Origin of the sequence: Rheinheimera lutimaris (genome assembly GCF_013283795.1) — a bacterium.
Lineage (GTDB): Bacteria > Pseudomonadota > Gammaproteobacteria > Enterobacterales > Alteromonadaceae > Alishewanella > Alishewanella lutimaris.
Map to the genome: position 1 here is coordinate 1 of NZ_JABSOD010000018.1, position 24,243 is coordinate 24,243.

The following is a 24,243-nucleotide window of genomic DNA, read 5'->3' on the forward strand; positions in this document are numbered from 1 at the left end:
CTGGGATAATGCGGCGATGGAAGCCTTCTTCAGCCGGCTGAAAGTGGAACTGATTTATGCCGAGAATTACGACTCGATTGAGCGGGCGAAGTCGGGTATCTTCGAATACATTGAGATATTTTATAACCGTGTCCGTAGGCATTCAGCGATTGGCTATGTCAGCCCGGCTGAGTATGAACGCAAATGCGCATAACTGGGTGTCTACTTTTTATGGGTAAGAACAATAGCTAANATACATTGAGATATTTTATAACCGTGTCCGTAGGCATTCAGCGATTGGCTATGTCAGCCCGGCTGAGTATGAACGCAAATGCGCATAACTGGGTGTCTACTTTTTATGGGTAAGAACAATAGCTAACGCCAGCCATAACCGGACCCAAAAAACAGAGCGACGAGGAACGAGGAGCGGCGCTTTTTGGGTCCGAGTTTATGGCCTTGTTAGCTGTTTTTTTGCCTCGATGTTGCCTCATGCTATTCGACCCTGGAATACGTTTTACCATCAAGAACACGCTGAACTTGAGCAACATTTTTTGCGCCTATGCGCTTAAATATTTCTTCAGCTGAATATGCCTTGGCAAGTTGGCGTATCGCTCTTACTTTCTCGACCGACAATCTGCCATCTCGACCACAAATTTGAGCAACAGCCCAATCATTATCTCGCCATTTTTCAGTTACCCAAGGCGCAGGCAGGCCTTTCCTCGGGTGCTCTTTTAGCCATTCACTAACGATTCTGTCACGTTCATCTGGCATCGGGACAACTGATTGTTGAAGCAACCCATTCTCTCGAAGATAACGCAAGCCAGACTTGCCGCCTGGAATCATATTAAGGCGGCGTTGATCTTCCCAATGGCCTTCAACTAAAAATTCTTCGGTTGCGTACAATTTTTCAAGATCATCAGTTATACCCATTACCTTGTGATTAACATAGGTGATTCGTCCTTTCTCCTTTTCTTCTCGATATTTCCTATGGAAAAGTAAAGGACTCCCGCCGTTGATGGCTCTTTTATGCTCAGACCATCGCTTCTGCCAACTACGCGTTGTGACCCCTACATAAAAGAACCCATCATTTGGATAAGAGCCGCCGTGCCCAAAAATATGTTGATAAAGCACATACGCTCTTTTTGGAAAATGCTTTGGCGACAACAGGAAATGGGCCGGTATAGAAAAGAGCAAGCTCGGCTGTGTTATCTGACTTTCATCTAGTGTTGTTTGGCCTTGCCTCGCTGCTTGAATAAACAATGGATCAGTCACAAGATCGACAGAAATAATCGGCTGAAGGGCACGCTCCTCTTCTTCGAGGGGCCGTCCTGATTGGTATTCAGTAGCTGCCCCGACTGTACGATGACCAGCCTTTAATTTTTGAAAAGGTGCTACAAAGCCAGGGGCTTTCCCAAGGAACGTTAACTGGACAACCGGAATCATTTGTCCCGGCTTTACCCTAAAGATTCCATTTGGGTTCTTCGCAACTTTGATCCATTCCGCACCGTAGGGCGATGTTTGTATAAAATTATTGAGCAGAGCTTCTACTTCGCGACGACGAGCAATCATTGGTTTCGGGGCTAAATGCTCCCACCATAATTTGTTGATTTTTACGTCACTTCGCATCATGAGAATCTCTGCTTGAAACAGCTAACGCCGCGCACTCGGGCGGCCTAAGTGGAGCGCAGCGAAATATAGGCCGTCCCAGCCCGCGCTTTTAGCGGGCGAATGATGCGCCTTGTTATGTGATTTACTCGATGCCAATATTTGATGCCCATTCATTAAGACCAAGTTCTCTGGCTACTCTTATTAGAGTCAACTTCTCGTTCTCGGAGGCTCCCTGAATAATAGCAGCCATGTCTTCTACGACCTTAAGATCATCATCTTCCGTGAAATCTTCATCATTTCTTTCTGACCCTAGGTACTGAATAGCTAATACGAGCGCCTTGCTTATCGACTCCACTTTCGAATCCTTGTGTTCACATAACGCCCGCCACAAATGCGAGCAACGTGTTGCGAGTCGAGCCGCGAAGCGGCGTTTTGATGGAGCTTGTTAAGTTGATTTACCATCTACTATTACAATGCTGCATTTCGCAAGGCTCGCCATCGTTGTTGCCGTCTATTTCCACATTTGGGCAATTTGCTAAGTAAAATTTGGCTTCATCACAGGATATCATTTCACTACAATGAGTTTTTCCTTGGCAAGAAAACCCCATGTCCTTATATGCTGGAAACAACTTTGGTTTAATTAAGAACAGATAAATAATTGTCCCGAGCGCAATTAACAGTAAAAATCCGATTAAACTAGAAATTAATGATGGTTTATCAATTGGAATAGGCTGTACACCAATTAATGAAATTGTTTTAGCGCTAAGCTTCCCTTTTTCGTTGGCAAGCTGAAATAACACTCTGTCACCAACTTTAGGTCTGCGAAAACCTTTTTTAAACTGAGAAATGTGTGCAAACACATCACCTTCTACTTCCTTAGATGAAATAAAGCCAAAGCCACGATCATCGTTCCAACGAACTATACTTCCTTGCATATTATTTCCGATATTAAAATTTCAACTTAACGCCCAAATTTAGCGCGGAAAGCCGCGCAGCGGGTTGACGTCGCAGCCAGCGTTGTTTGCTGGCGATAATATTTGTTTGTTATGTGCCTGCACTCAAAGCCAGTCTAATTACTTCAATCATGTACAAAATAATAAAAACCGGAACTAGACCACCCAAAATAAAGCTGACAAGCATCAGAAACCACGTGAATTTTTTATTTTCGTCTACGCAAAGCTGAATCGCATGAACAATACTATGAAAAGAATAGAAAATAATTAAAATCGCAGATATAACAGCAACTACGAAAAGTGGGCCCGATTTTGATTTTTCGTGTAAAACAAAAATCACAGACGTAAGAGCTACCCAAGATATTATATTGAACCAGTTCTTTATTAGATCATGCTTATAAAGCCAACCCGTAAACTTTTCAAAATGGCTGAATAACACATTTGGAAAATCAATCATGACTTATCCTTAGCACATAACGCTTATTAGGCGGAAAAATCCGTATTTAAACACGGGCTTTTCCGCATTTGTCAATTTAATGTAATGAACATTACACCGCTTATTTCGAACTTACAACAACTTACAGGTACAGCTGATGCTGAAGTTGCAGACAAATACGGATTAATCCATCTAACAAAGCACAAACTACTCTTAGGCACGGCATGTATGCAAATACAGCATCTCTCCTCCGAATGCCTACTAACTTCTCAACTTTGCCAGCTACTTATTTCACGCATAAAAAAACCGCCAACAGGCGGTTTTTTATCACGGTTGTTAAATCAGCCTTTACGCCAGCTGGTTACGCCGTTTTTATCTTCTACGATAATACCTTTTGCCGTTAACGCATCGCGGGCGGCGTCTGCGGCTGCCCAGTCTTTGTTGGCGCGGGCGGTGTTGCGCTGAGCAATCAGCGCTTCTATTTCAGCGACATCATCATCCGATGCGCCCGATTGCAAGAACTGCTCGGCATCACCCTGTAATAAGCCCAGCACGCCGGCTAATAAGTTTAACAAGCCTGCCAGTTCGGCGGCCTTGGCCGGTTCGGTTTCTTTAAAGCGGTTTACTTCACGCGCCAGTTCAAACAACACCGGTAAGGCTTCCGGGGTGTTGAAATCATCATCCATTGCCGCTTTAAAGCGCACAATGTACGGGCTGTTTAAATCAATACTGTGGCTTGGCGTAACATTACGCAGCGCGGTGTATAACCGGCCTAAGGCTGCATGGGCCTGTTGCAGGTTTTCAGCGGAATAATTCAGCTGGCTGCGGTATTGGCTGGATAATAAAAAGTAACGCACTGCCTCGGCGTTATATTCTGCCAGCACGTCTTTTACCGTAAAGAAATTGCCCAGTGACTTAGACATTTTCTCTTTATCTACCTGCACCATACCGGTGTGGATCCAGGTATTTACATACTTGTGGCCGTGGGCACAGGTCGACTGGGCAATTTCGTTTTCATGGTGCGGGAACTGTAAGTCTGAACCGCCGCCGTGAATATCAAAATGCTCGCCTAAATGCTTGGCGCTCATGGCGGAACATTCAATATGCCAGCCAGGGCGGCCATTACCCCAAGGCGATTGCCAGAACGGCTCGCCCGGTTTAGCGCCTTTCCATAATACGAAATCCAGCGGATCGTCTTTATTGTCGGCCACTTCTACCCGCGAGCCGGATTGCAGCATTTCCAGGTTTTGCTGGCTAAGCTCGCCGTAGGCTGCGTATTTGCTGACATCAAACAATACATCGCCATCGGCCGCAACATAGGCGTAGCCCTTAGCGACCAGGGTTTCAATCAGGGCGATAATCTCGGCCATATGAGTAGTAACACGCGGTTCTATGTCGGCCGGCAGTAAGCCAAGCGCAGTAAAATCGGCGTGCATGGCTTTGGTAAAGCGCTCGGTTAAGGCGTCGCAGCTTTCGTTGTTCTCTGCCGCGCGCTTAATAATTTTGTCGTCTACGTCGGTAATATTACGCACATAGGTTACGTCGTAACCCAAAAAGCGCAGGTAACGGTTTATCACGTCAAAGGCGACATAGGTGCGGGCGTGGCCGACATGACAGTAATCATAAATAGTAATACCGCAGACATAGAGCCCTGCTTTACCGGGTTCTATTGGGGTGAACAGCTCTTTTTTTCTGCTTAAGGTATTATAAATATGTAACATGGCGTCCTCAAAAATGACCGTTAGCGGCCTGTTAGTCCTGTTGTTGCGACAGCCCGCTAGTGTATCACCGGCGGTTTAGCGCCGCTATCCTTGCTTTATGATTTGCTGCAGCTGCGGTAGAATAGCGCCACTTTGAACTAAGGACACCCTATTATGATTAGCTTACACACCAATTACGGCGTAATTAAATTAAACCTGTTTGCCGACAAAGCCCCTGCTACCGTAGAAAACTTTATCAGCTACGTAAAAGACGGTTTTTACGACAACACCATTTTCCACCGTGTAATTAATGGTTTTATGATCCAGGGCGGCGGTTTTACTGCTGATATGGAGCAAAAAGACACCAAGGGCCAGATTAAAAACGAAGCCAACAACAAAGTGCCGAACAAAAAAGGCACTATTGCTATGGCGCGCACCAATGATCCGCACTCTGCCACCTGCCAGTTTTTTATTAACGTAGCGGATAACGATTTCTTAAACTTCAGCTCAGAAACCGGCTCAGGCTGGGGTTACTGCGTATTTGGTGAAGTGGTTGAAGGTATGGACGTGATTGACGAGATTAAAAAAGTTGCTACCGGCCGCAGCGGTGGCCACAGCGATGTACCGGTAAAACCGGTTGTACTTGAAAAAGCCGAACTGCACGCTTAAGCCCTGCTGATGTCTGAGCCGCATACGTTGTTTATCGCCGATCTGCACTTAGCTGCAGATCGGCCCGATATTACCGCCGCCTTTTTGCGCTTTTTGCGTGAGCAAGCCATTCACGCTGATGCGCTGTATATTCTCGGCGATTTATTTGAAGTATGGATTGGCGATGACAACCCCGAGCCGCTGCTGGATACCGTAGCCTCAGCCTTGTCGGCACTGAGTGCGCAGGTGCCGGTGTACTTTATTCACGGTAATCGTGACTTTGTCTTGCGTCAGGCTTATGCCAGCCGTGCCGGTATGCAATTGCTACCGCCGCAACAAGTGATAACGCTATACGGTACGCCAACACTGATTATGCACGGCGACAGCCTGTGCACACTGGATATTGCCTACCAGAAATTCCGCAAATGGTGGAACCAACCCTGGTGGCAATGGTTGTTGCTAAAAACGCCGGTTAGCTTTCGCCAGGGTATCGCCGCTAAGGCACGGCGCAAAAGTGCCGCCCATAAGGCCCGCTACGCTTCTCAGCAACAGCATGGGCAACAACAGCCGCAAATTATGGATGTTACTCCGGATGAAGTGCCCAGAGTGATGGCAGAGGCCGGGGTATTAAAGCTGATCCACGGCCATACCCACCGCCCGGCTGTGCATAAGCTGGAGGTTAACGGTAAAGCGGCTGAGCGCTATGTACTGGGCGACTGGTACAGCCAAAGCAGTTATTTGCAAGTGAGTGCCGACAACTGGCAATTGCATTTTAACGCCCTGCCTGTTGTTAACCCGGCGGCTTAAAACCGCCAGGAATAAGCAATATTGAGAAAATCCATCCCGGGGTTACGGCTGGATAAACCGGCATTAGAGTAATGCATGTAGCGGATAGCCAGCATTTTCTTGTTTTGCGGATCCAGCTCTATCAGCAGACCGAGGCGGTCTTCAAACTGAAAATGCGAGCCTAAATCTTTACCGGCAAACTCTCGCTTTGTCAGCATACTGACCCCAATACCAAACTCCCAAAACACCGGTTTGCCGTACCAGTTGGCAAACTGTTTTTTCAGCACCGGTGACAAGGCCAACGCTACATTGGTTTGATACTTTGACGGTTTGCCGTACTGCCAAAAGTTAGTGCTGGCCTCCAGATACATATTGGCATCGCCCAGCAGCGGCAGTGTAGTAAAGTGGAACTCCAGCGGCCGGTATGCCAGCCGTACACCGCTGACATCACCTTCCCCTTGCAGATATTCCACCGACAGTTGAGAAATGTGCTCAGCCCTGATATCGGCGTGCACCGGCGACATTATTCCTGCCAGCAATACAAAAGCTATTACCCAGCGTTGCATATCTTCACCCCATTTTACTTGCTCCACAAAGGAGCCTGCTTTCAATGGTGAGAAGTATACCGAACGGTACAAATTAGATAAAGCGGCAAACCACGACAACATTATTCACCGTGGTGAATAATGTTTTAGTATAAATTATGCCGTTTTATCTCAGCCTGGTTTAGTAAGGCCGGTAAGGTTGGAAAGTTTGCATAACCCAGTCGGTAAAAGCCCTTAAGCGGCCACTTAAATGACGGTTAGGCGGATAAATAAGATACAGCGGAAATGCCGGGCGCTGCCAGTGCGGCAGCAGCAGTTGCAACTTACCGCTGTCGATATACGGCTGTGCCATAAACTGTGGTAGCTGGCTGATGCCCAAACCGCTTAGGGTGGCGGTAAGTTGTGCGGTGCTGTCATTTACGGACAACGGACAGCTTTGCTGCTGAATTTCCATAGAATGCTGCGCACCGCTGAAACGCAGCGGCATCAGACGGTTGGTTTTACGCGAGCGATAATAAATGATCCGGTGTTTAGTGCTTAACTCTTCCGGCATTTGCGGTGTGCCAAAGTGTTGCAAATAAGCCGGTGCAGCGCAGGTAACAAAGGTCAGTTCGGCAATGCGTTTGGCGATCAGCGAGGTATCGCTTAACTCGCCGCCGCGAATAACACAATCAACGTTATCGCTGAGCAAATCAATATCGGTATCGCTAACTCCCACCTCTAACTGGATCTCCGGGTATAGCTGCATAAAAGACGGTAACGCCGGCAATACAATAAAGTTGGCAATGGCCGACGCCATATCCACTTTTAACCGGCCGCGCGGTGTGCTCTGCTCATTGCTGATATTACTTTCGATGTCTTCCAGTTCGTGCAGTAACTTAGTGGTGCGCTCGTAATAGGCTGCGCCTTCCATCGTTACCGTAACGCGCCGCGTGGTGCGATGTAGTAATTTCAGCCGTAAATGCGCTTCCAGCTCCTGTACCAGCTTGGTTACGGTAGATTTTGGCATATCGAGTAAGTCTGCGGCGCGGCTAAAGGTGCCGGTTTCCACCACTCGACAAAACACTTTGATGGCTAACAGATGATCCATGCCGGCATACCTCAACCGCTATTGTAAGCGGCATAATAGGCAACAACTATCTGCGCTGCAATGCTAACGCCGTGCTTTTATCCGCTGCGGCCACGGCTAACTGCGGCACTGCCCGCGACTGAGCAATCCGGCCTGCTGATAAATCTGATCCAGCAGGCGCATATTACTAATGGCATCCGCGCCGCCGGTTAATGCTGTAGCGCTCCCTTGCAGGCAGTCTTTTACATGCTGCAGTTGATAATAATAGGTGCTATGAGAAGTACTACGGCCCGGCACACTGTATTGCCGCTCTGCGTCGGCAGTAATCACTTTAATACTGTTGCCCTGCTGTGGCGTAATCAGGCCGCTAACTTCAATGCTACCCAAACTGCCTTCCAGTACCAGGCTGGTATCGGGGCTGCGGCTTAAATGCTCTGCCATGCTGCTGCCGATATCAGCAATAGCTCCATTAGCGAACAGCAGCTGCGCCTGCATGCTAAGATCAATTTGCTGCCCGCCGCTGTTTGCACCGGCGCTGATACAGTTAGCGCTGACAACCTCTGGCTCTTGCGCGGACTCATCCTGCATTAGCGTGCGTACCCAATGCAGCGGATAACAGCCTAAATCCATCATCGCGCCGCCGCCCAAAACGGCGTCGTGGCGCAGCGAGCCGGCAAAATACGGGATCCGCACCGAAAAATTGGCGCGTAAATGGCTGATAGTGCCGATAGTACCGGCCTGCACCAGGCGCATTACCTCAACAAACAACGGATGAAAGCGGTAATGAAACGCCTCCAGCAATACCTTGCCGGCCACTTGCGCGGCCTGCACCATGGCCTCTGCCTCTGAGGCATCCATAGCAAACGGCTTTTCACACAACACATGCTTACCGTGTTCAAGCGCTTGTATGGTCCAATATGCATGCTCTGAAGGTGGCAGGGCATTGTAAATCAGGTCGATATCATCCCGCGCCAGCAAGGCCTGATAGCAGTCGGCGACATGTAAAATGCCATGCGCACCGGCATACTGGCGCGCCCGCTCCAGCGAAGAGGCTGCTACCGCTTGCAACACAAAGCCATCCAACTGCTGTAACGGCTGAAATATTGCTTTATCGCTGATGCGGGCTGCACCTAATAAGCCAATACGGATCATAGCGCTTCCTTACTCTGTTTTTAAACAGCTGAGCTAACAGGTAACAGCAGCTCGACCTGATAGTGCCTACCGGCAACAATATCGCTGATAAGCGGTTCAGCTAATAAGCGGCCATCGACACTTAGTTGTGCCTTGCTGATGCCGCTTTGCCGGCGCATAACAATACTAAACTCTGCCCCGCGAAATTGCCGTGTCAGCTTTACCTGCGGCCAATCGGTTGGCAGTTGCGGCTGAAGCAATAAGCCCTCTGCGCAGCCCTTTACGCCAAACAACCCCTCGATTAACGAGCGGTATACCCAGTGCACCGTGCCGGTATTAAATAACTGACTGGAGCGTCCGGCCGTGCGCGGAAACTGTTGGTAAGCACCGCGATAGTAATTCGGGATAAACACCGGCAACTGGCCGCGCTGCAGGCAGTCTTGCGCTGTGCTGCCTGGCAGCATTTGCCGCAATACTGCAAAGGCTTTGTCCGGCTGGTTAATCTGATACAGCGCATACAAATAAAACGCCGCTGCATGGTTATACACCGAGCCATTCTCGGCCGAGCCCGGGTGCTTTTGCGTAACCCGGCCCACATCGTCACGCATCGCGGTATAAGCCGGCGCCAGCATTTGCACGCCATAAGGCGTGGCAAGCTGGGCGTCAATTTCCGCCAGCATCAGTTGCAATTGCTCCGGATTTGCCGCACCGCTTAGCATGGCCCAGCTTTGCGGGTTCAGGTAAATACGGCCTTCAGCATCTTTACTGATACCAAACACCACATTGTCGTCGGTAATGCCACGGCCATACCATTTGCCGTCCCACAGGTAATGATTAACCGCCTGATTAAAACTCTGTGCATCACTGCGGTATTGCTCCGCCAGGCTCAACTCGCCCAGCTGCGCACAAGTATCCGCCCAGCAGTTAAGTGCATAGGCCGCCGCCAGCGACAACCAGCCCGATACACCACGGCCTTTGTAGCCGACCATATTCATCGGATCGCACCAGTCACCCTGTTCAATAAAACTCAGGCCGCGCTCGTCACGCTTGTGCAGCAGCCAGCTCATGGCACGGCAAATATGTTCAAACACTGTGGCTTGCTCAGCACTGTCGCCAAAGGCGATCTGTTGCTGCAATAAGGCAGTGTCGTTGGTTTCGGCCAGATAAGCGGCTAAACACACCGGCAGCCAGACACATTGGTCGGTATGCGGCACCTGGTTGATATATTTCAGCTCAGCGTCGGGGTGCAGCAAAATGCCGTCCGGCATTTCACCGCTGCTGTGTTGCTGTGTCAGTGCCGTGAGTAGCGCGGTGCGAAATGCCTCTGGCCGCACATAGCTCATGCCCATATTATCCTGCAGATAATTACGGGTTTGCGGATCGGTAGTTAACCGGTTGACATCGCCATGGTAATACACTTGGCGCGGCAGCCAGTGATTAACAAAGTTATCCAGCGCCGCATCCGGTGTTTCAATCTGTATGCAGCCCTGCCCCCGGGCAATATAAGCACTGTACTGCTGCTGCGCTTTAGCAAAGCCATCCGGCGTTAAAAAATAACGCTGCCGCGCGGCGGCAATTTCGTCATCATCCAGCGCCGGGCCAAATACAAAGCGGTACACCTGCTTTGCAGCGCCTGCCAGTTGCAGCCGGTATTGCAGCACACAGGCCGGGGTTTCATATAAGGCATCGCCGCCATCGAGCTCAGTTTGTTGCAAAGCATCAGGCGCATGCAGGCCGCCCTCGCCTTCAAAGGCTTGCTGCGCGCATTGCCAGCTGGTGGGCACCTGCTCAGCCAGTAAAAAGGTTTTATCTTTTAACAGCTTGTTTTTAAAGTAATCGGGGTATTTTTGATACGGCGTAACCGATGAACACACAATGGCATTCAACTCTGGCTGAAACTTTGCCGACTGGTTCATCCACGACATATACCCGACCGGAAAATACGGGTAGATACTCAGCTGTCGTGGCTGTGCGCCAAGATTTGTCACGGTAAGCTGCCACAACTCATGCGGCTCGTCCGGGCTTAGGCATAGCTGCCAATCCAGTTGCAAACCCTGCTGCTGCAGCTGCCAGCGAATATCGCTTTTACCGGACGAAAACACAAAGCTGTCGGCTTTGCTGCGCACCGGCTCGTAGGGTACCGAGAACACCTCAGCGCTTTGCTCATCTTTAATATAAACAAAGCGGCCGGGATGATGCGCATAATACGGCTGCTCCGGCTGCATAAAGGTTTTTGCTTCCAGATTAGGCGCATGGGCATATTTGGCCGGCTCCGGTTGCATAAACTGCGCGGTGGCATAGCCACGACAGTTAAGTTGCACCATTAACTGCTTGTTCCATAAAAACGCCGCCGCCAGCGGCATCGTTGTCGGGCTGAATAAGTCATAACGCTGGTTATTGTCACCAGGTTGCATGCCAGTGGCTGCCATCAAAATAGTACTCCGGATAAAATTAACTTATAGCGTGGCGGCTTCGGCCTTGCGCTGTTGCAAATCAAACTGAATTTTTGCCAGCTGGGTATTGTCCAGGCTGTAGTAGCGCATCACAAAGGCCGCCAGCAGCGCAATAACACCCGGGATCACTGAGATCAGCAGTACTATCCCGGTTTGCGAGCCGCTGCTTTGCTGCTCATTGGCAACATAACCAATGGCCGCCAGCAACCAACCGATTAACGCTGAAGCAATAGCGCCGCCGAGTTTTTGCGAAAAGGTAGCCGCAGCAAAGGTCATGGCGGTGGCCCTGCGCCCGGTGCGCCATTCGTTATAATCGGCCGTGTCGGCATACATTGAAAACGCCAGTGGTGATTTGGGCCCCAGCACAAAGCCGATCGCCAGATTGAGCGCAAAAATAACGCCCACAGCATCAGAGGGCACAAAGTACAAACTGATGGAAAGCATCCCTGCTAAGGACATCAGTAAAACCATCAGGCGCTTTTTATCAATAAAGCGCGTCATCAGCGGTGTGGCGGCAGCCCCCAATGCTAATGCCAGCATATAGGAGGATAAAAACTCGCCGACTAAATCAGGCCGCTCGACATAGTATTTAAAGTAGTACACCCCGCTGCCGGCCCGCATGGTAATGGTGACCATAATAATCAGCGCCAGCGCAAACAGCACCAGCCAGGGTTTGTTGTTCTTTAAATCTGCCAAATCCTGCCTTACCGTACCAGGTTGCAGGCTTAGCGGCGCGATACGCTCTTTAGTGGTCAGAAAGGTAATTAAAAACATCAGCGCTGCAGCAATGCCAAATACCAGCATCGTCAGCTGCCAGCCCAGCACATCATCGCCCTGCCCCAACAGCGGCACTAATTTGGGCGTTAAATAAGTTACCAGGATACCGCCACTAAAACCGCCGATAAAACGAAAGCTCACCAGAGTAGTGCGCTGCTGGCTATCGCTGGTAATCACACCGGACAATGCCGAGTAAGGAATATTAATCGCGGTATACACCAGCATTAACAACGTATAGGTGCCGTAAGCCCACACCAGTTTGCCGGTTTCACCTAAATCCGGCGTGCTGTAGGTCAGCACGCCGGCCCCGGCCAGCGGTAGCGCCAGCCAGAGCAAATAGGGCCGGAATTTACCAAAGCGGCTGCGGGTGCGGTCGGCAATGGCACCCATTAACGGATCGGTAAAGGCATCGACTATTTTGGTTACCAGCATCATGGTGCCGGCTGCCGCGGCGGAGATACCAAACACATCGGTGTAGTAAATCAGCAAAAAGGCGGAAATATTCGCCCAGTAGAAGTTAAAGCCCATATCACCGAGGCCGTAACCGATTTTTTCGCGCAGCCCCACCGGTGCCGCGCTTTGCTGTTGTGTCGGGTGTTGCTTTACTGTAACTGTCATACCCTGTTATCCATTATTATGCATTGTTATGGCATCAGCTCTGCGGCTGAATATGATAGCGCAATCAGGTGTCGCTTTACGCTGCTAAAAACTGTGTTATCTGCTGTACCAGCTTTGCTGCCGGCAACGTGATATCCAGTATGGTTATATCATTTTCATTGTCGCAACTTTGCATGGTCAGTAACTGGCTTTGCAGCATGGCCGCTGGCATAAAATGGTTTTGCCGCTGCGCCAGCCGCTGTGCCAGCAAAGTGGCGTCGCCATGCAGGTAAAAGAAATGCGCGTTGTCGGCGCTGCTGCGAATTTGCTGACGATGGCGGGCAATTAAACCGGAGTAACTTAACACGCAAGGCTGCTTTGCCAGTTTGCAGGTACTAAGCTCACTACACAGTGCCTGCACCCAGCTTTCGCGCAAATGCTCAGCCAACGGTATGCCGCCGGCCATCATTTGTTTGGCCTCGGGGCTGTGAAAATCGTCGCCCTCAATAAAGCGCCAGCCCAGCTGCTGCGCCAGTAACCGGCCAACGGTAGACTTGCCGCTGCCGGCTACGCCCATAATCACAATAGTTCTGCTTACTGTCGCGCGCATAATAAGCTGCTGTTTCCTGTTAGTGTTGCTTGTTGTCTCAGAGCTTAAACCAGCACCAATGATTGCGCAACCATTTTGACTAACAACCCGCAATACAGTATTGTCATGTAAAAGATTGCAGAGCTAAGCTTATGAGCAGGAAGCCAAATTTAAAAGACGTTGCCAAGGTAGCCGGTGTAAGCGCCATCACGGTGTCGCGGGTATTGACAGATCCAACCAAGGTATCTGACAAATTACGCAATAAAGTAGAAAAAGCGGTGCATGAAATTGGCTATATCCGCAACCATGCCGCCAGTGCGCTGGCGTCAAAAAAATCCGGCGTGCTGGCGGTGATTATTCCGTCGCTATCCAATATCGTCTTTAACGATGTACTGCAAGGTATTTATCAGGCGGTTAAAGCAAAAAATTTGCAGGTATTACTCGGCGACTGCCATTATTCGCCGCTGATCGAAGAACAGCTGATTGCCACCCTGCTCAGCCAGTCGCCGGAAGGCTTTATCGTTACCGGCACGGCGCAAACCGATTACGCCCGTAAGCTGTTATTACAGGCCGATATTCCGGTGGTGCAGATAATGGAGCTGACCAACCAGCCAATAGATATGAATATTGGCTTTTCGCACTATCAGGCCAGTTACGATATGACCAAACATTTGCTGCAACAAGGCTATCGCGCCCCGGCCTTTGTCGGCGCCCGCATGGACCCGCGTACCCAGCAGCGGCTGGCCGGCTTTAAACAAGCCATAGCCGATTGGCCGGAGCCGTGCCGCAGCTTTATTCAAACCACAGTGCAACCGTCGTCGATTAAACTGGGCGGCCAGTTACTGCAGGCGGTGATTGCCGAATCAGATAACCAGTGCGATGCAGTATTTTGCTGTAATGATGATCTGGCGCTGGGCGCCATGTTTGAAAGCAAACGGATGAATTTAAACGTTCCCAAAGATATCGCCATTTGTGGCTTTAATGATTTGGAAGCATCAGCCCTGGTAGAGCCGGCCATCACATCTGTAGCATCACCGCGTGCAGAAATGGGCCGCCAGGCAGTAGAAATGTTGTTTAGCGCCGCCGGCAAAGGCCGCCATGCGGTGGCACCGGTGGATGTCGGCTACAGTATTATGGTGCGCAGCTCCACCTGAACTGCAGCATAAATAGTAAAGCCGCTGGAGTCAGCGGCTTTTTTATGGCTAATTTTACTTAGCTATTGCGGTTTGCATATTCCGGCTTAGTTAGTCGAAGCTCACTTTTACCCGCACCCCAAAGGTACGCGGCGACTGCCACATATAGTTCGGTACAGGGTTGCTGTTCCAGCGGCCCTGGTCGCTTTTTATCGCTTTGTCAGTCAGGTTATTTACAAAAGCTTCCAGGCTCCAGTTGCCGGCAGATGGTTGATAAACCAGGCTGGCATCAAGCTTGGTATAAGCATCCTGACGGTCGATATCCGCAGCATAGGGTAAATTGCGGAAACCTTCCGGCCGATCGCCGCGGTTAGCCGGGTCAAACCAAACTTCTGACGAATAGCTACCACGTACACGCGGCCGCACAGTGGCGCCATTGCTTAGCTCAAAGAAATGCTCGTAGCTTAGCGACATACTGAATTCCGGTGCCTGTACCAGGCTGTTACCACTAAAATCCAGCAGATTAGGCAGGTTCGGGTTACCGGCGGACGGGTTAAAGGCTATACCATCAGCACCGTAGCTGGAATCGGTAGTCAGGAACTCATCGTACTTGGCATCCAGATACGCCATAGTACCGTTCAGCTCGCCATTAGGGCCCACCAGCCATTTAGCTTCTAACTCTAAACCATTAATAGTGGCTTTACCGGCATTGGTTTTACGCAGTAAATCGGCACCGGTTGCTGTGGTGATATTACTGGTTACCTGTAAGTCGGTATATTCGGTGGTAAATAACGCCGCAAACAACTGCAGCGTGTTATCGAGGAAAGCGCCCTTTAAGCCCAGCTCTATGCTGGTATTCTCTTCCGGTGCCACATAAGCATTGGTACCGGCCGCTTCATTGTTATTACCGGCGATAATGGCGTCTAAATCTGCCTGGGTAAACGGGCCGGTGCCGGTATAACGGCCACCGTCCTGAATAGTGCCGGATTTAAAGCCGGTAGCATAAGAGCTATACAGCATTACTGTGGGCGAAAAATCCCACTCTAACCGTGCCATACCGGTAGTTTTATCCCAGCTCGGGCTGGTATCGTTATAGGTATCTACCCAACACTGGCCGGGCTGCACCAGAAATTTATTTGGCGCCAGGCCATTCAGCAGGTTATCCGGGTCCAACAAGCCGACATAATCACTGTTCAGCGGCAGGTTTTCGGTGCGCTTCACATCCGGGCACATAATATTACGGCCGCCAACATCCCAACGCTCGTCTTCGGTGTAACGTAAGCCGAGGCTAACGCGAAACGCATCGGTAATTTTATAGGTGCTCTGGGCATAAATGCTATTCGACTTCAGGCCGCGATCCGGCTGACGATAAGTGGACCATAAATTCGGGTTCGGCGTGCTGCCGCCTTCGTAATCCACATCCGGATGCACAATATCAAAAATGGTGGCGTTATTTTCTTTAAAGTAAAAATAGCCCACCATCCACTGCAAACGTGCGCTGTCTTCATTCTTCAGTTGTAACTCGTGCTGGGTAGCTTCATGGGTACACTCCACACAGCCGCCCCACTCATATTTATCCGGGCTCCAGCTTCTGTCCCACACTGATTCACGCGAAGAATCGGTATAACCACCAATATATGACAGCGTAATACCACTGTCGAAATTGTAATTTAGCCGGGTACGCAGGCTGTCGATAACAAAGTCGTTAAAACCCGGCTCCTGAATATAAGCTTCGCGATCTGAGCCGCCACTTACCGTCGGAATATGGCCGGTACCCTGATCGGTGAAATTTTCATAGGAAAAAAACCAGTCGAAATTGTCATTCGGTTGCCACAAAGCACTAAAACGCGCGGCGGCTAAATCGGTAGAACCGTATTTTCGGCCCATGGCGGAACCCGGTGCCATATCCACCACACCGTCAGATTTATCCACCGCCGCGGCCACGCGAATAGCCAGGGTATCCGTCAGCGGTAAGTTAACCATGGCACGGCTGGCCCGGCGGTTAAAGTTACCCAGGGTAAATTCAGCATTGGCTTCAAAGTAGTCAAGTTTTGGCTTGGCAGTATGCAGGTTAACCACACCGCCGGTGGCGTTGCGGCCAAACAAGGTGCCCTGCGGGCCGCGCAGAATTTCAGCGCCCTCTAAATCAAACATCAGTGCTGATGCGCCTTGCGAGCGCGCGGAATAAACGCCGTCTACGTGAAAGGCTACTGCCGGGTCGCCACTTTCGGTTTGATCCGACGAGCCGATACCACGCAAATACACCATAGGCGTATTTTGCGTGCCGTTTTGCGCAATATGCAAACTGGGCACTGCACCTTGTAAATCGTCTAACTGCATTACATGGTTATCATCCAGCGCATTTTGATCAAATGCCGTTACCGCCAGCGGTGTTTCCCGAATGGTGGTTACCCGCTTGGTAGCACTAACCTGTATCACCTCTATTGCCCGCGTCTCGCTGCCCCGCTCTGCGGTACTTTGTTCAGCGGCACTTTGTGCTAACACATTAACACTGGCACCACACAGCATGGCCGCTGAAATAAGAATATAACTCTGCTTTAATTTGCTACCCGGCTGACTCAACATAGTCTTTTGCTCCCCTGTTATCTGATTATCTCCGCTGCTCAGGTGCGTAGCACAAGGCACGGTTATTGTTATCAACAAAATTGTTTGCGCTACCACTCACAATCAGGCAAGCCACCTAACACAAGTCAAAAACCATTTAAATACAGCAATTAAGCTATTAAAAACAATTCAATCTAGCAACAAGACAAAATGATTGCGCAACCATTTATTGATAATGCGGCCTAAATTAGTGCTAAAGCAGCAGGGTTGTCAAGGAAAAAACCGCCCTTGCACCAACAGTTGTCATATTAAGGAGTTAAAAAGATTGGCGGGCGTTACTATTGCAAATGCATAGAAATCACAATATTTGATGTAAATTCAACAGCTTGCACTTTCAAGGTGAAAAGCATCATAAAGTACTAGTGGCAGAATACTGCGTTATCTTGTAACGCATACAGCGCCAACTGAGGTATTTTCGCTTGTTGCCATCACCACTACGCTGTAGCATAGCGGCGAACATCAGAGGATACTATGCTGCTAAAAAGCGTCAGGTTATTTATTTTGCTGGCCGTCATGCTGAACCATGCTGTAATGGCGTGTGATGCGTTAGTGGTGCATATACCTGAACACGAGCATACCTATACCTCTTATATCTACGACGCCCACACCGCTACCCCACAACATGCGAGCAATGCCGACAGTAACGCTGATGAGCACCATTCGGCGCATGCACATGTTACCTGTGCCATCTCTTATATCCACAGCGTTAATTTAACCGCTGTTGGCGCGACGCGCAGCCTTGCGCCGCAATCAACGCTGTTTGCTGTAAGTTACTCACCACCGGTGCCGCCGCCCAACGTCTGATCCTGCCCGTTTATCATTTTATTTTACTGATTAACTAACAGGAGCATACCCATGCGTATGACATTTATGCTGCCGGCTTTTTGGCTGGCGGCGGTGGGCTATCCGGCTGCGCCTTTTGCACTGGCTGCAGAGCCGCAAGCCCTGACGCTGACGCAGGCGTTACAACGCACCTTGCAACACGACGCTACACTGCAAGCCTTTCCCTATCAGCTGCGTATGGCAGAAGCGGCGCAATTGCAGGCGGCTGTCCGGCCAAGCCCGGAACTGGCGGTAACGCTGGAGAATGTTGCCGGCAGCGGCGACAGCCGGGGCTTAAGCGGCGCAGAGCTGAGCCTTAGCCTGAGCCAACAGATAGAATTAGGCCAAAAACGCGAACGCCGGCTGGAACTGGCGCAAGGCCAAAGCCAGCTGCAGCGCGATAACTATGAACTGGCGCGGCTCGAAGCCCTGGCCAACACCACGGAGCATTACCTGCAACTGCTGCGGCTGCAACAGCTACGGCAATGGGCTGCAGCGAATATCAGCCGTGAGCAAGCACTGTTAAACACCGCGCAGCTGCGCAGTAACGCCGGCACCCTGCTGGATGCCGATATCAGCCGGATTAAACTGCGCCTGGTACGCAGTAAAATAACGCTGGCCGATATTAACCAGGCCATAGAAAGCCGGCGTTACCGGCTGGCGGCCGGCTGGAATGCCGCGCCTGACTTTGCCCGGGTTAGTGGTGACCTTGCCGCTCTGCCGCAACTGCCGCCGCTCTCTATACTGCAAAGCCAACTGCAACACAGCACGACACTGCAGCGCTATGTCACGCTGCAGCGCATCGCCCAAAGTCAACTGCGCTTAACCGAGGCCAACAGCCAAGCTGATATCCGTTGGTCTGTCGGGCTTAAACGCAACGAAGCCACTAACGACACCTCGCTGCTGCTTGGCTTTAGCCTGCCACTGAACCTGACCGATCCGAACCCGGGCCAACGCCGGGCGCAGCTGGCTGAGCAGCAACTTATGGCCATGCAGCAACAGCTGAGTGCAACGCAATTATCACTGTTACTACAGCAACAATGGCTGGCGCTGGAGCAACTGCGCGGCACTGTGCAGGCTATCGACACCTTATTGCTGCCCGAAGCCATGCAGCTACGCCAGCTTAGCCTGAGCGGCTATCAGCAAGGCCAGATTGACTTACTCAGTGTGTTATCCGCTGAAGAAGAACTGGCGCAAGCCGGGCGCGATCTGATTGAAAGCCAAAGCAACTTTCACCTGAATCTATTGCAGTTGGAGCGCCTGACCGGCCAGCCCATCACACTGAACAGCACTGAGCCGGTTATTACTGCGGAGAAAAATAATGACTAAAACCATCACCCTGGCCGCCATGTTGTTGAGCGCGGCAGCCTTAGCACTGAGTGGCGCCGCAACTGCCGGTGACAGCAAGCAGCACGAACACAGCGACAAGCACGATAAGCCGGGCCATCAGCATGCAGACGAACATGCAGCTCAACACTCAGATGAAGACGCTGCGCAACATAATGAGATCCATATTGAGCTGAGCAGCAGAATGCAGCAGCTGAATAACATTACTACTGAGGTTGCCGGCAAGCGTACTTTAGTACAAAACACCGCACTGTTTGGCGTGATAAAAGCGATGCCCACAGCGCAGTATCAGATCAGAGCGCCCTATGCCGGTACACTGCAGCAGATATTGGTGCAACAGGGCGACAGTGTCAGCAAAGACCAACTACTGGCCCGGATCAGCAATGCCGCTACGTTAAAACCCTATGCTATTCACGCCCCGGCGGACGGTGTCGTCGCTGAGCGCTATTTCAATGATCATGAGCTTATTCGCGACGAAGTACTGCTTCGCATCATCGATTACAGCAAGGTGTATGTCGAGCTGTCGGCCTTTCCAAACGATATTAACCGGTTGCAATCTGGTATGCCGCTAACAGTGTTCAGCCTGCATCATGACCAAAGCGCCGGCAGCAATATCAGTTATATTGCGCCGCAAATGACCGAAGGCCATATTGCCCGCGCCCGGGCTGTGCTGAATAACCAAAGCGGCTACTGGCGACCGGGAATGCATATTAAAGCGCTGGTGCAAAGCGCTGAAATACCGGTAGCCCTGGCGGTGAAAAAACAGGCTGTGCAGCGCTTAGATGGCAAACAGGTGATATTTGTCCGTGACGGCAATGTATTTACCGCAACGATGCCGGAGTTTGGCCGCGAAGACGAGGAGTACATCGAAGTACTGTCGGGCTTGCAACCGGGCACAGAATACGCCACAGATAACAGCTTTGTGCTCAAAGCTGACGTACTTAAATCCGGCGCCAGCCATGCTCACTAGGAGGGCGCCATGATTGATTTATTGTTGAGTTTTGCCCTTGCGCGTCGCTATCTGGTGCTGGGCTTTACCTTACTGCTTGTGGTCTGTGGACTCTATAACGCACAGCGCCTGCCGATGGATGCAGTACCCGATATCACTAATGTACAGGTGCAAATTAATACTGAGGCACCCGGTTATTCGCCACCGGAAGCAGAGCAACGACTGACTGTACTGATTGAAAATGCCATGGCCGGTTTACCCAAACTGCAATACAGCCGCTCGCTGTCACGTTATGGCATGTCGCAGGTTACGCTGGTGTTTAATGACGGCACCGACATTTACTGGGCACGTCAGCAAGTATCAGAGCGCTTACAGGCGGTAAGAGCCGCTTTACCGGCAGACACCAACCCAACCCTTGGCCCGGTTGCCACCGGTCTGGGTGAAATATTTATGTACACCGTCAGCGCTGCAGCGGATGCCGTAACAGAAAATGGCATGGCTTATACCGCTGAAGATCTGCGCACCTTGCAGGATTGGGTGATAAAACCGCAGCTGGTAAATGTTAAAGGTGTGACGGAGGTTAACAGCATTGGTGGCTATCAGCGCCAGTATCAGGTTGCGCCCGACCCCGCCAGGTTGCTGGCCTTTAAACTGACACTGGACGATATTGCCAATGCCCTTAGCCGCAACAACAGTAATGTCGGCGCCGGCTATATTGAGCAGCGCGGTGAACAGTGGCTGGTGCGCTCACCCGGCCAATTGCGTACCCTGGATGATATCAGTGCATTAATTATCGCTAAACGTGATGATGCGCCGGTGCAGCTGCGCGATGTTGCCGATGTGTATTTGGGCAAAGAGCTGCGTACAGGGGCCGCCAGCCTGAACGGCGAAGAAACCGTGCTGGGTACCGTATTTATGCTGATGGGGGAAAACAGCCGTACTGTGTCACAGGCTGTGGCAGAAAAACTGCACGAGGTTAACCGCTCCTTGCCACCCGGCGTTAGCGCCAAAGCGGTATATAACCGCACCAGCCTGGTGGATAAAACCATAGCGACGGTACAAAAAAACCTGTTTGAAGGCGCAGTGCTGGTAATAGTGGTGCTGTTTATTTTTCTCGGTAATATTCGCGCTGCACTTATCACCGCCCTGGTGATACCGCTTAGTATGTTGTTTGCCATAACGGGCATGGCGATGAATAAAGTCAGCGGTAACCTGATGAGCTTAGGCGCGATTGACTTTGGCTTACTGGTCGATGGTGCCGTTATCGTGGTGGAGAACTGCCTGCGCCGCCTGGGCCTGGCGCAACAGCAACAAGGTCGTCTGCTGACACCGGCAGAGCGCTTAAGCGAAGTGTATCAGGCTACCCGTGAAGTCTTTACCCCCGCGGTATTTGGCGTACTGATCATCATGTTGGTGTTTCTGCCCATTTTTGCCCTCGGTGGCGTCGAGGGCAAAATGTTTCATCCGATGGCCTTTACGGTCATTGCCGCCCTGGCCGGAGCGGTGCTGCTGGCCATTACCTTTGTACCGGCAGCTATTGCCATTTTTGTCCGCGGTAAGGTTAACGAACACGACTCTGCCCTGCTGCGCGGTTTGAAACAAGGCTATAGCGTGCTGCTGCGCCTGAGCTTACGTTATTCAGCGTTGTTTATCAGTGCTGCCGTGCTGATAATGGCCGCAGTATTCTGGCAAGGCAGTAAACTTGGCACCGAATTTATGCCGCAACTGGATGAGGGCGATATTGCATTGCATGCGCTGCGAATTCCCGGCACCAGTTTAAGCCAGTCGCTGCAAATGCAGTTACTGCTTGAGCGCGAAATTGCTGCCCTGCCGCAGGTAGCAGCGGTATTTAGCAAGCTGGGTACAGCAGAGATAGCCACCGATCCTATGCCTCCTAATGTTGCAGATACCTTTGTGATGTTAAAGCCGCCAGGCCAGTGGCCTAACCCACAAATGAACAAGGCTGAATTGTTGGCGTTGCTGCGCCATACCGTGGAGGCGCTGCCCGGCAATAACTACGAGTTTACCCAGCCAATAGAAATGCGCTTTAATGAGCTGATTGCCGGGGTGCGCAGTGACGTGGCGTTGCGTATTTACGGCGATGATTTAACCGAACTGACCCGGCTGGCACAGGCTGCAACCAGCTTACTGGCAACAGTGCCGGGCGCTGTTGATGTGCGGATGGAGCAGGCTACGGGCTTACCGATGCTGTCAATTGAACCTGACCGCGAACACCTGGCGCTGTTGGGTATCGATGTCGCCAGCGTGCAGCACTATATTCAAACCATGATCGGCGGGCTGCAAGTCGGGCATATTTATGAGGCCGATAAAGCCTTTGCGCTGGTGATCAGAGCCGATGAAGCATTGCGCAGCAATCCGCAACAATTAAAACGTCTGCCACTGGCGTTAACTGATGCACCTTATGCCGACAGCACGAATACCGAGCTGACTTACGTGCCGCTTGGCGAAGTCGCACATTTTAATGAGATTGACGCCCCTAATCAGATAAACCGGCAAAATGCCAAGCGCAATGTGGTGGTAACGGCCAATGTATCCGACCGCGACCTTGGCAGCTTTATCAGTGAAACCAAACAATTAATGGCAGATAAACTGACGCTGCCGGCCGGTTACTGGCTGGGCTATGGCGGCACTTTTGAGCAACTGCAATCGGCGACAAACCGCTTAATGTGGGTAGTGCCGCTAACCTTGTTGCTGATTTTCGGCCTGCTGTTCAGCGCACTTAATTCTGCCAAAGATGCCTTAGTGGTATTTAGCGGTGTGCCGCTGGCGCTAACCGGTGGCGTTACGGCGTTGCTGCTACGCGATATGCCGCTATCAATATCTGCCGCTGTCGGTTTTATTGCCTTATCCGGCATTGCGGTGCTTAACGGCGTAGTGATGCTTGCAATGATAAAGCAATTGCGTGAGCAGGGCCTGGCGTTGTTAGATGCAATACAACAAGGCGCAGTGCAACGTCTACGGCCGGTTTTGATGACCGCCTTGGTGGCAAGTCTTGGCTTTGTGCCGATGGCGTTTAACAGCGGCACCGGTGCTGAAGTGCAGCGGCCACTGGCAACGGTGGTTATCGGCGGTATTATTTCCGCTACCCTGCTAACCCTGGTGCTGCTGCCGGCACTATACCGCCTGGTACATCAGCGGGCACAACTGTCAGCGCCCGGGTCAGCGCAACAGCCAACGCACTAAGCCACGCCACAATGCAAACACCACCCGCTAAGGGTGGTGTTTTTTATGCATTCACCGGGGTGCCGCTGTGAAATTTAAAGTCGGCATCGGGCGATAAAATTAACTCAGCTTCAACCTCGCCGAAAAACGCGATACGGGCACTGATATCCTCAGCCGCAATCTGTGTCGCCAACGTCAGGTAGTCCTGATAATGCCGCGCTTCAGAGCGCAGCAACGAGATATAAAAATCGGCAATGTCAGCCGGCAAATACGGTGCTAATTTAGCAAACCGCTCACAGGAACGAGCCTCGATATAAGCGCCGCAAATCAGCTTATCCACAATAGCGGCCGGTTCATAAGTGCGCACATGGCGCAGCAAACCTTTGGCATAGCGGCTGGAACTGATTTTCTCGTACTGAATACCGTGTTTGGCCATGACTTCCAATACCTGATAAAAATGATGCAGCTCTTCTTTAATCAGCAGCACCATTTTATCAATCAGCTCCTGAGCGTATCGGCTGTCACTTTTGGCCAGCATAGATTTTTTCAAGCTCAGCCCGGCCAGTGCCTGCCAATCGCCCTGCTGGCGGTAAGTAAAATCCTCATACGGCTTAAGCCACTGCAGTAAGGCCTCAGCACTTTGCTCATCCACCGCATAGCGGCGGATCAGATACATCGCCGATTGCGCTGCCTTTAATTCACAGATCATGTGGTCTTGCAGTAACAGGGCCAAATTCTCTGGTTTGGCCGCCCGCTCAAGCCACTGTGCAGGCGTGCCGCACTGCAAAAATTGTTGTACCGGACCGAGTAATTGGCTGATTTCAGCACTTAGCATGGTTGTACTTCTGTAATTAAAACCGGCGCGCATTATAGCCAATAGCAGCGCCGGCACCAAGCTGCTGAGTACGCACAA

Annotated in this window: 22 protein-coding genes; 9 read left to right on the forward strand and 13 right to left on the reverse strand. The window is 51.0% G+C overall.

The features are described from left to right. Positions 1-193 (forward strand): IS3 family transposase (locus HRH59_RS14885; protein ID WP_173502069.1); only part of this gene is annotated, 193 nt, incomplete at its 5' end. 49 nt (positions 194-242) lie between these two features. Continuing rightward, positions 243-320 carry a hypothetical protein gene (locus HRH59_RS19590; RefSeq protein WP_408015062.1) on the forward strand — a complete coding sequence of 26 codons (78 nt, stop codon included), beginning with the start codon at positions 243-245 and terminating at the stop codon, positions 318-320. Positions 321-471: 151 nt separating this feature from the next. Here the strand turns inward: HRH59_RS19590 and HRH59_RS14890 are convergent, their stop codons facing one another. The 5 genes from HRH59_RS14890 to cysS all read right to left on the reverse strand — a co-directional run bounded on the left by HRH59_RS14890 (position 472) and on the right by cysS (position 4,697). After that, on the reverse strand, positions 472-1,608 hold the full coding sequence (locus HRH59_RS14890; protein WP_218573541.1) for a GIY-YIG nuclease family protein: 1,137 nt from the start codon (positions 1,606-1,608) through the stop codon (positions 472-474). A 121-nt stretch (positions 1,609-1,729) separates the two neighbouring features. Further along, positions 1,730-1,942, reverse strand: coding sequence for a hypothetical protein (locus HRH59_RS14895; RefSeq protein WP_173502070.1), 213 nt, complete (start codon positions 1,940-1,942; stop codon positions 1,730-1,732). A 100-nt stretch (positions 1,943-2,042) separates the two neighbouring features. Next, the gene (locus HRH59_RS14900) at positions 2,043-2,522 is read right to left on the reverse strand and encodes a cold shock domain-containing protein (protein WP_173502071.1); all 480 of its coding nucleotides are present in this window, start codon (positions 2,520-2,522) and stop codon (positions 2,043-2,045) included. 109 nt (positions 2,523-2,631) lie between these two features. Continuing rightward, positions 2,632-2,997 carry a hypothetical protein gene (locus tag HRH59_RS14905; RefSeq protein ID WP_173502072.1) on the reverse strand — a complete coding sequence of 122 codons (366 nt, stop codon included), beginning with the start codon at positions 2,995-2,997 and terminating at the stop codon, positions 2,632-2,634. A gap of 320 nt (positions 2,998-3,317) precedes the next feature. Then, entirely contained in the window at positions 3,318-4,697 is a 1,380-nt protein-coding gene (gene cysS / locus HRH59_RS14910) for a cysteine--tRNA ligase (RefSeq protein ID WP_173502073.1), read from the reverse strand. Positions 4,698-4,850: 153 nt separating this feature from the next. On the opposite strand from cysS, the gene HRH59_RS14915 reads away from it, so the two are divergent. Continuing rightward, a complete protein-coding gene (locus HRH59_RS14915; RefSeq protein WP_173502074.1) occupies positions 4,851-5,345 on the forward strand; it encodes a peptidylprolyl isomerase in 495 nt (164 codons plus the stop codon). A gap of 9 nt (positions 5,346-5,354) precedes the next feature. Then, positions 5,355-6,131: a UDP-2,3-diacylglucosamine diphosphatase gene (locus tag HRH59_RS14920; RefSeq protein ID WP_173502075.1), complete on the forward strand. Its 777-nt coding sequence runs from the start codon at positions 5,355-5,357 to the stop codon at positions 6,129-6,131. On the opposite strand, the gene HRH59_RS14925 is transcribed toward HRH59_RS14920, so the two are convergent. The 6 genes from HRH59_RS14925 to HRH59_RS14950 all read right to left on the reverse strand — a co-directional run bounded on the left by HRH59_RS14925 (position 6,128) and on the right by HRH59_RS14950 (position 13,292). Beyond that, positions 6,128-6,778: an acyloxyacyl hydrolase gene (locus HRH59_RS14925; RefSeq protein WP_231702521.1), complete on the reverse strand. Its 651-nt coding sequence runs from the start codon at positions 6,776-6,778 to the stop codon at positions 6,128-6,130. The two genes, HRH59_RS14920 and HRH59_RS14925, sit on opposite strands and share 4 nt — an antisense overlap. 58 nt (positions 6,779-6,836) lie before the next feature. Continuing rightward, positions 6,837-7,745 carry a LysR family transcriptional regulator gene (locus HRH59_RS14930; protein ID WP_173502076.1) on the reverse strand — a complete coding sequence of 303 codons (909 nt, stop codon included), beginning with the start codon at positions 7,743-7,745 and terminating at the stop codon, positions 6,837-6,839. A gap of 96 nt (positions 7,746-7,841) precedes the next feature. Continuing rightward, a complete protein-coding gene (locus tag HRH59_RS14935; RefSeq protein ID WP_173502077.1) occupies positions 7,842-8,876 on the reverse strand; it encodes a Gfo/Idh/MocA family protein in 1,035 nt (344 codons plus the stop codon). Between the two features lie 20 nt (positions 8,877-8,896). Next, entirely contained in the window at positions 8,897-11,284 is a 2,388-nt protein-coding gene (locus tag HRH59_RS14940) for a GH36-type glycosyl hydrolase domain-containing protein (RefSeq protein ID WP_231702522.1), read from the reverse strand. A 27-nt stretch (positions 11,285-11,311) separates the two neighbouring features. Next, positions 11,312-12,703: an MFS transporter gene (locus HRH59_RS14945; RefSeq protein ID WP_173502078.1), complete on the reverse strand. Its 1,392-nt coding sequence runs from the start codon at positions 12,701-12,703 to the stop codon at positions 11,312-11,314. A 76-nt stretch (positions 12,704-12,779) separates the two neighbouring features. Continuing rightward, positions 12,780-13,292 (reverse strand): gluconokinase, encoded by a 513-nt coding sequence (locus HRH59_RS14950; RefSeq protein WP_173502079.1) that lies wholly within the window; start codon positions 13,290-13,292, stop codon positions 12,780-12,782. 131 nt (positions 13,293-13,423) lie between these two features. Between HRH59_RS14950 and HRH59_RS14955 the strand changes: the two genes are divergently transcribed. After that, the gene (locus HRH59_RS14955) at positions 13,424-14,425 is read left to right on the forward strand and encodes a LacI family DNA-binding transcriptional regulator (protein WP_173502080.1); all 1,002 of its coding nucleotides are present in this window, start codon (positions 13,424-13,426) and stop codon (positions 14,423-14,425) included. Positions 14,426-14,515: 90 nt separating this feature from the next. Here HRH59_RS14955 and HRH59_RS14960 read toward each other — a convergent pair whose 3' ends face one another. Further along, positions 14,516-16,990 carry a TonB-dependent receptor gene (locus tag HRH59_RS14960; RefSeq protein WP_173502081.1) on the reverse strand — a complete coding sequence of 825 codons (2,475 nt, stop codon included), beginning with the start codon at positions 16,988-16,990 and terminating at the stop codon, positions 14,516-14,518. A 510-nt stretch (positions 16,991-17,500) separates the two neighbouring features. On the opposite strand from HRH59_RS14960, the gene HRH59_RS14965 reads away from it, so the two are divergent. From HRH59_RS14965 to HRH59_RS14980, 4 genes are read left to right on the forward strand one after another with little or no spacing between them, the layout of a single operon-like run. Continuing rightward, on the forward strand, positions 17,501-17,833 hold the full coding sequence (locus HRH59_RS14965) for a cobalt transporter (protein ID WP_173502082.1): 333 nt from the start codon (positions 17,501-17,503) through the stop codon (positions 17,831-17,833). A 51-nt stretch (positions 17,834-17,884) separates the two neighbouring features. Beyond that, positions 17,885-19,180 carry a TolC family protein gene (locus HRH59_RS14970; protein ID WP_173502083.1) on the forward strand — a complete coding sequence of 432 codons (1,296 nt, stop codon included), beginning with the start codon at positions 17,885-17,887 and terminating at the stop codon, positions 19,178-19,180. Further along, entirely contained in the window at positions 19,173-20,168 is a 996-nt protein-coding gene (locus tag HRH59_RS14975; protein WP_173502084.1) for an efflux RND transporter periplasmic adaptor subunit, read from the forward strand. Before HRH59_RS14970 ends, HRH59_RS14975 begins: the two co-directional genes overlap by 8 nt. A 9-nt stretch (positions 20,169-20,177) precedes the next feature. Further along, entirely contained in the window at positions 20,178-23,351 is a 3,174-nt protein-coding gene (locus HRH59_RS14980; RefSeq protein WP_173502085.1) for an efflux RND transporter permease subunit, read from the forward strand. 43 nt (positions 23,352-23,394) lie between these two features. On the opposite strand, the gene miaE is transcribed toward HRH59_RS14980, so the two are convergent. Then, positions 23,395-24,165: a tRNA isopentenyl-2-thiomethyl-A-37 hydroxylase MiaE gene (gene miaE / locus HRH59_RS14985; protein ID WP_173502086.1), complete on the reverse strand. Its 771-nt coding sequence runs from the start codon at positions 24,163-24,165 to the stop codon at positions 23,395-23,397. Positions 24,166-24,243: the final 78 nt, after the last annotated feature.

What these genes read in the sequence shown, in the direction of transcription:
- miaE (WP_173502086.1), bottom strand. Translation starts at nt 24,165, where the DNA reads ATGCTAAGTGCTGAAATCAGCCAATTACTCGGTCCGGTACAACAATTT.
- HRH59_RS14940 (WP_231702522.1), bottom strand. Translation starts at nt 11,284, where the DNA reads ATGGCAGCCACTGGCATGCAACCTGGTGACAATAACCAGCGTTATGAC.
- HRH59_RS14930 (WP_173502076.1), bottom strand. Translation starts at nt 7,745, where the DNA reads ATGGATCATCTGTTAGCCATCAAAGTGTTTTGTCGAGTGGTGGAAACC.
- HRH59_RS14965 (WP_173502082.1), top strand. Translation starts at nt 17,501, where the DNA reads ATGCTGCTAAAAAGCGTCAGGTTATTTATTTTGCTGGCCGTCATGCTG.
- HRH59_RS14920 (WP_173502075.1), top strand. Translation starts at nt 5,355, where the DNA reads ATGTCTGAGCCGCATACGTTGTTTATCGCCGATCTGCACTTAGCTGCA.
- cysS (WP_173502073.1), bottom strand. Translation starts at nt 4,697, where the DNA reads ATGTTACATATTTATAATACCTTAAGCAGAAAAAAAGAGCTGTTCACC.
- HRH59_RS14975 (WP_173502084.1), top strand. Translation starts at nt 19,173, where the DNA reads ATGACTAAAACCATCACCCTGGCCGCCATGTTGTTGAGCGCGGCAGCC.
- HRH59_RS14970 (WP_173502083.1), top strand. Translation starts at nt 17,885, where the DNA reads ATGCGTATGACATTTATGCTGCCGGCTTTTTGGCTGGCGGCGGTGGGC.
- HRH59_RS14900 (WP_173502071.1), bottom strand. Translation starts at nt 2,522, where the DNA reads ATGCAAGGAAGTATAGTTCGTTGGAACGATGATCGTGGCTTTGGCTTT.
- HRH59_RS14925 (WP_231702521.1), bottom strand. Translation starts at nt 6,778, where the DNA reads ATGTTGTCGTGGTTTGCCGCTTTATCTAATTTGTACCGTTCGGTATAC.
- HRH59_RS14960 (WP_173502081.1), bottom strand. Translation starts at nt 16,990, where the DNA reads ATGTTGAGTCAGCCGGGTAGCAAATTAAAGCAGAGTTATATTCTTATT.
- HRH59_RS14905 (WP_173502072.1), bottom strand. Translation starts at nt 2,997, where the DNA reads ATGATTGATTTTCCAAATGTGTTATTCAGCCATTTTGAAAAGTTTACG.
- HRH59_RS14890 (WP_218573541.1), bottom strand. Translation starts at nt 1,608, where the DNA reads ATGATGCGAAGTGACGTAAAAATCAACAAATTATGGTGGGAGCATTTA.
- HRH59_RS14915 (WP_173502074.1), top strand. Translation starts at nt 4,851, where the DNA reads ATGATTAGCTTACACACCAATTACGGCGTAATTAAATTAAACCTGTTT.
- HRH59_RS14980 (WP_173502085.1), top strand. Translation starts at nt 20,178, where the DNA reads ATGATTGATTTATTGTTGAGTTTTGCCCTTGCGCGTCGCTATCTGGTG.
- HRH59_RS14950 (WP_173502079.1), bottom strand. Translation starts at nt 13,292, where the DNA reads ATGCGCGCGACAGTAAGCAGAACTATTGTGATTATGGGCGTAGCCGGC.
- HRH59_RS14945 (WP_173502078.1), bottom strand. Translation starts at nt 12,703, where the DNA reads ATGACAGTTACAGTAAAGCAACACCCGACACAACAGCAAAGCGCGGCA.
- HRH59_RS14955 (WP_173502080.1), top strand. Translation starts at nt 13,424, where the DNA reads ATGAGCAGGAAGCCAAATTTAAAAGACGTTGCCAAGGTAGCCGGTGTA.
- HRH59_RS14935 (WP_173502077.1), bottom strand. Translation starts at nt 8,876, where the DNA reads ATGATCCGTATTGGCTTATTAGGTGCAGCCCGCATCAGCGATAAAGCA.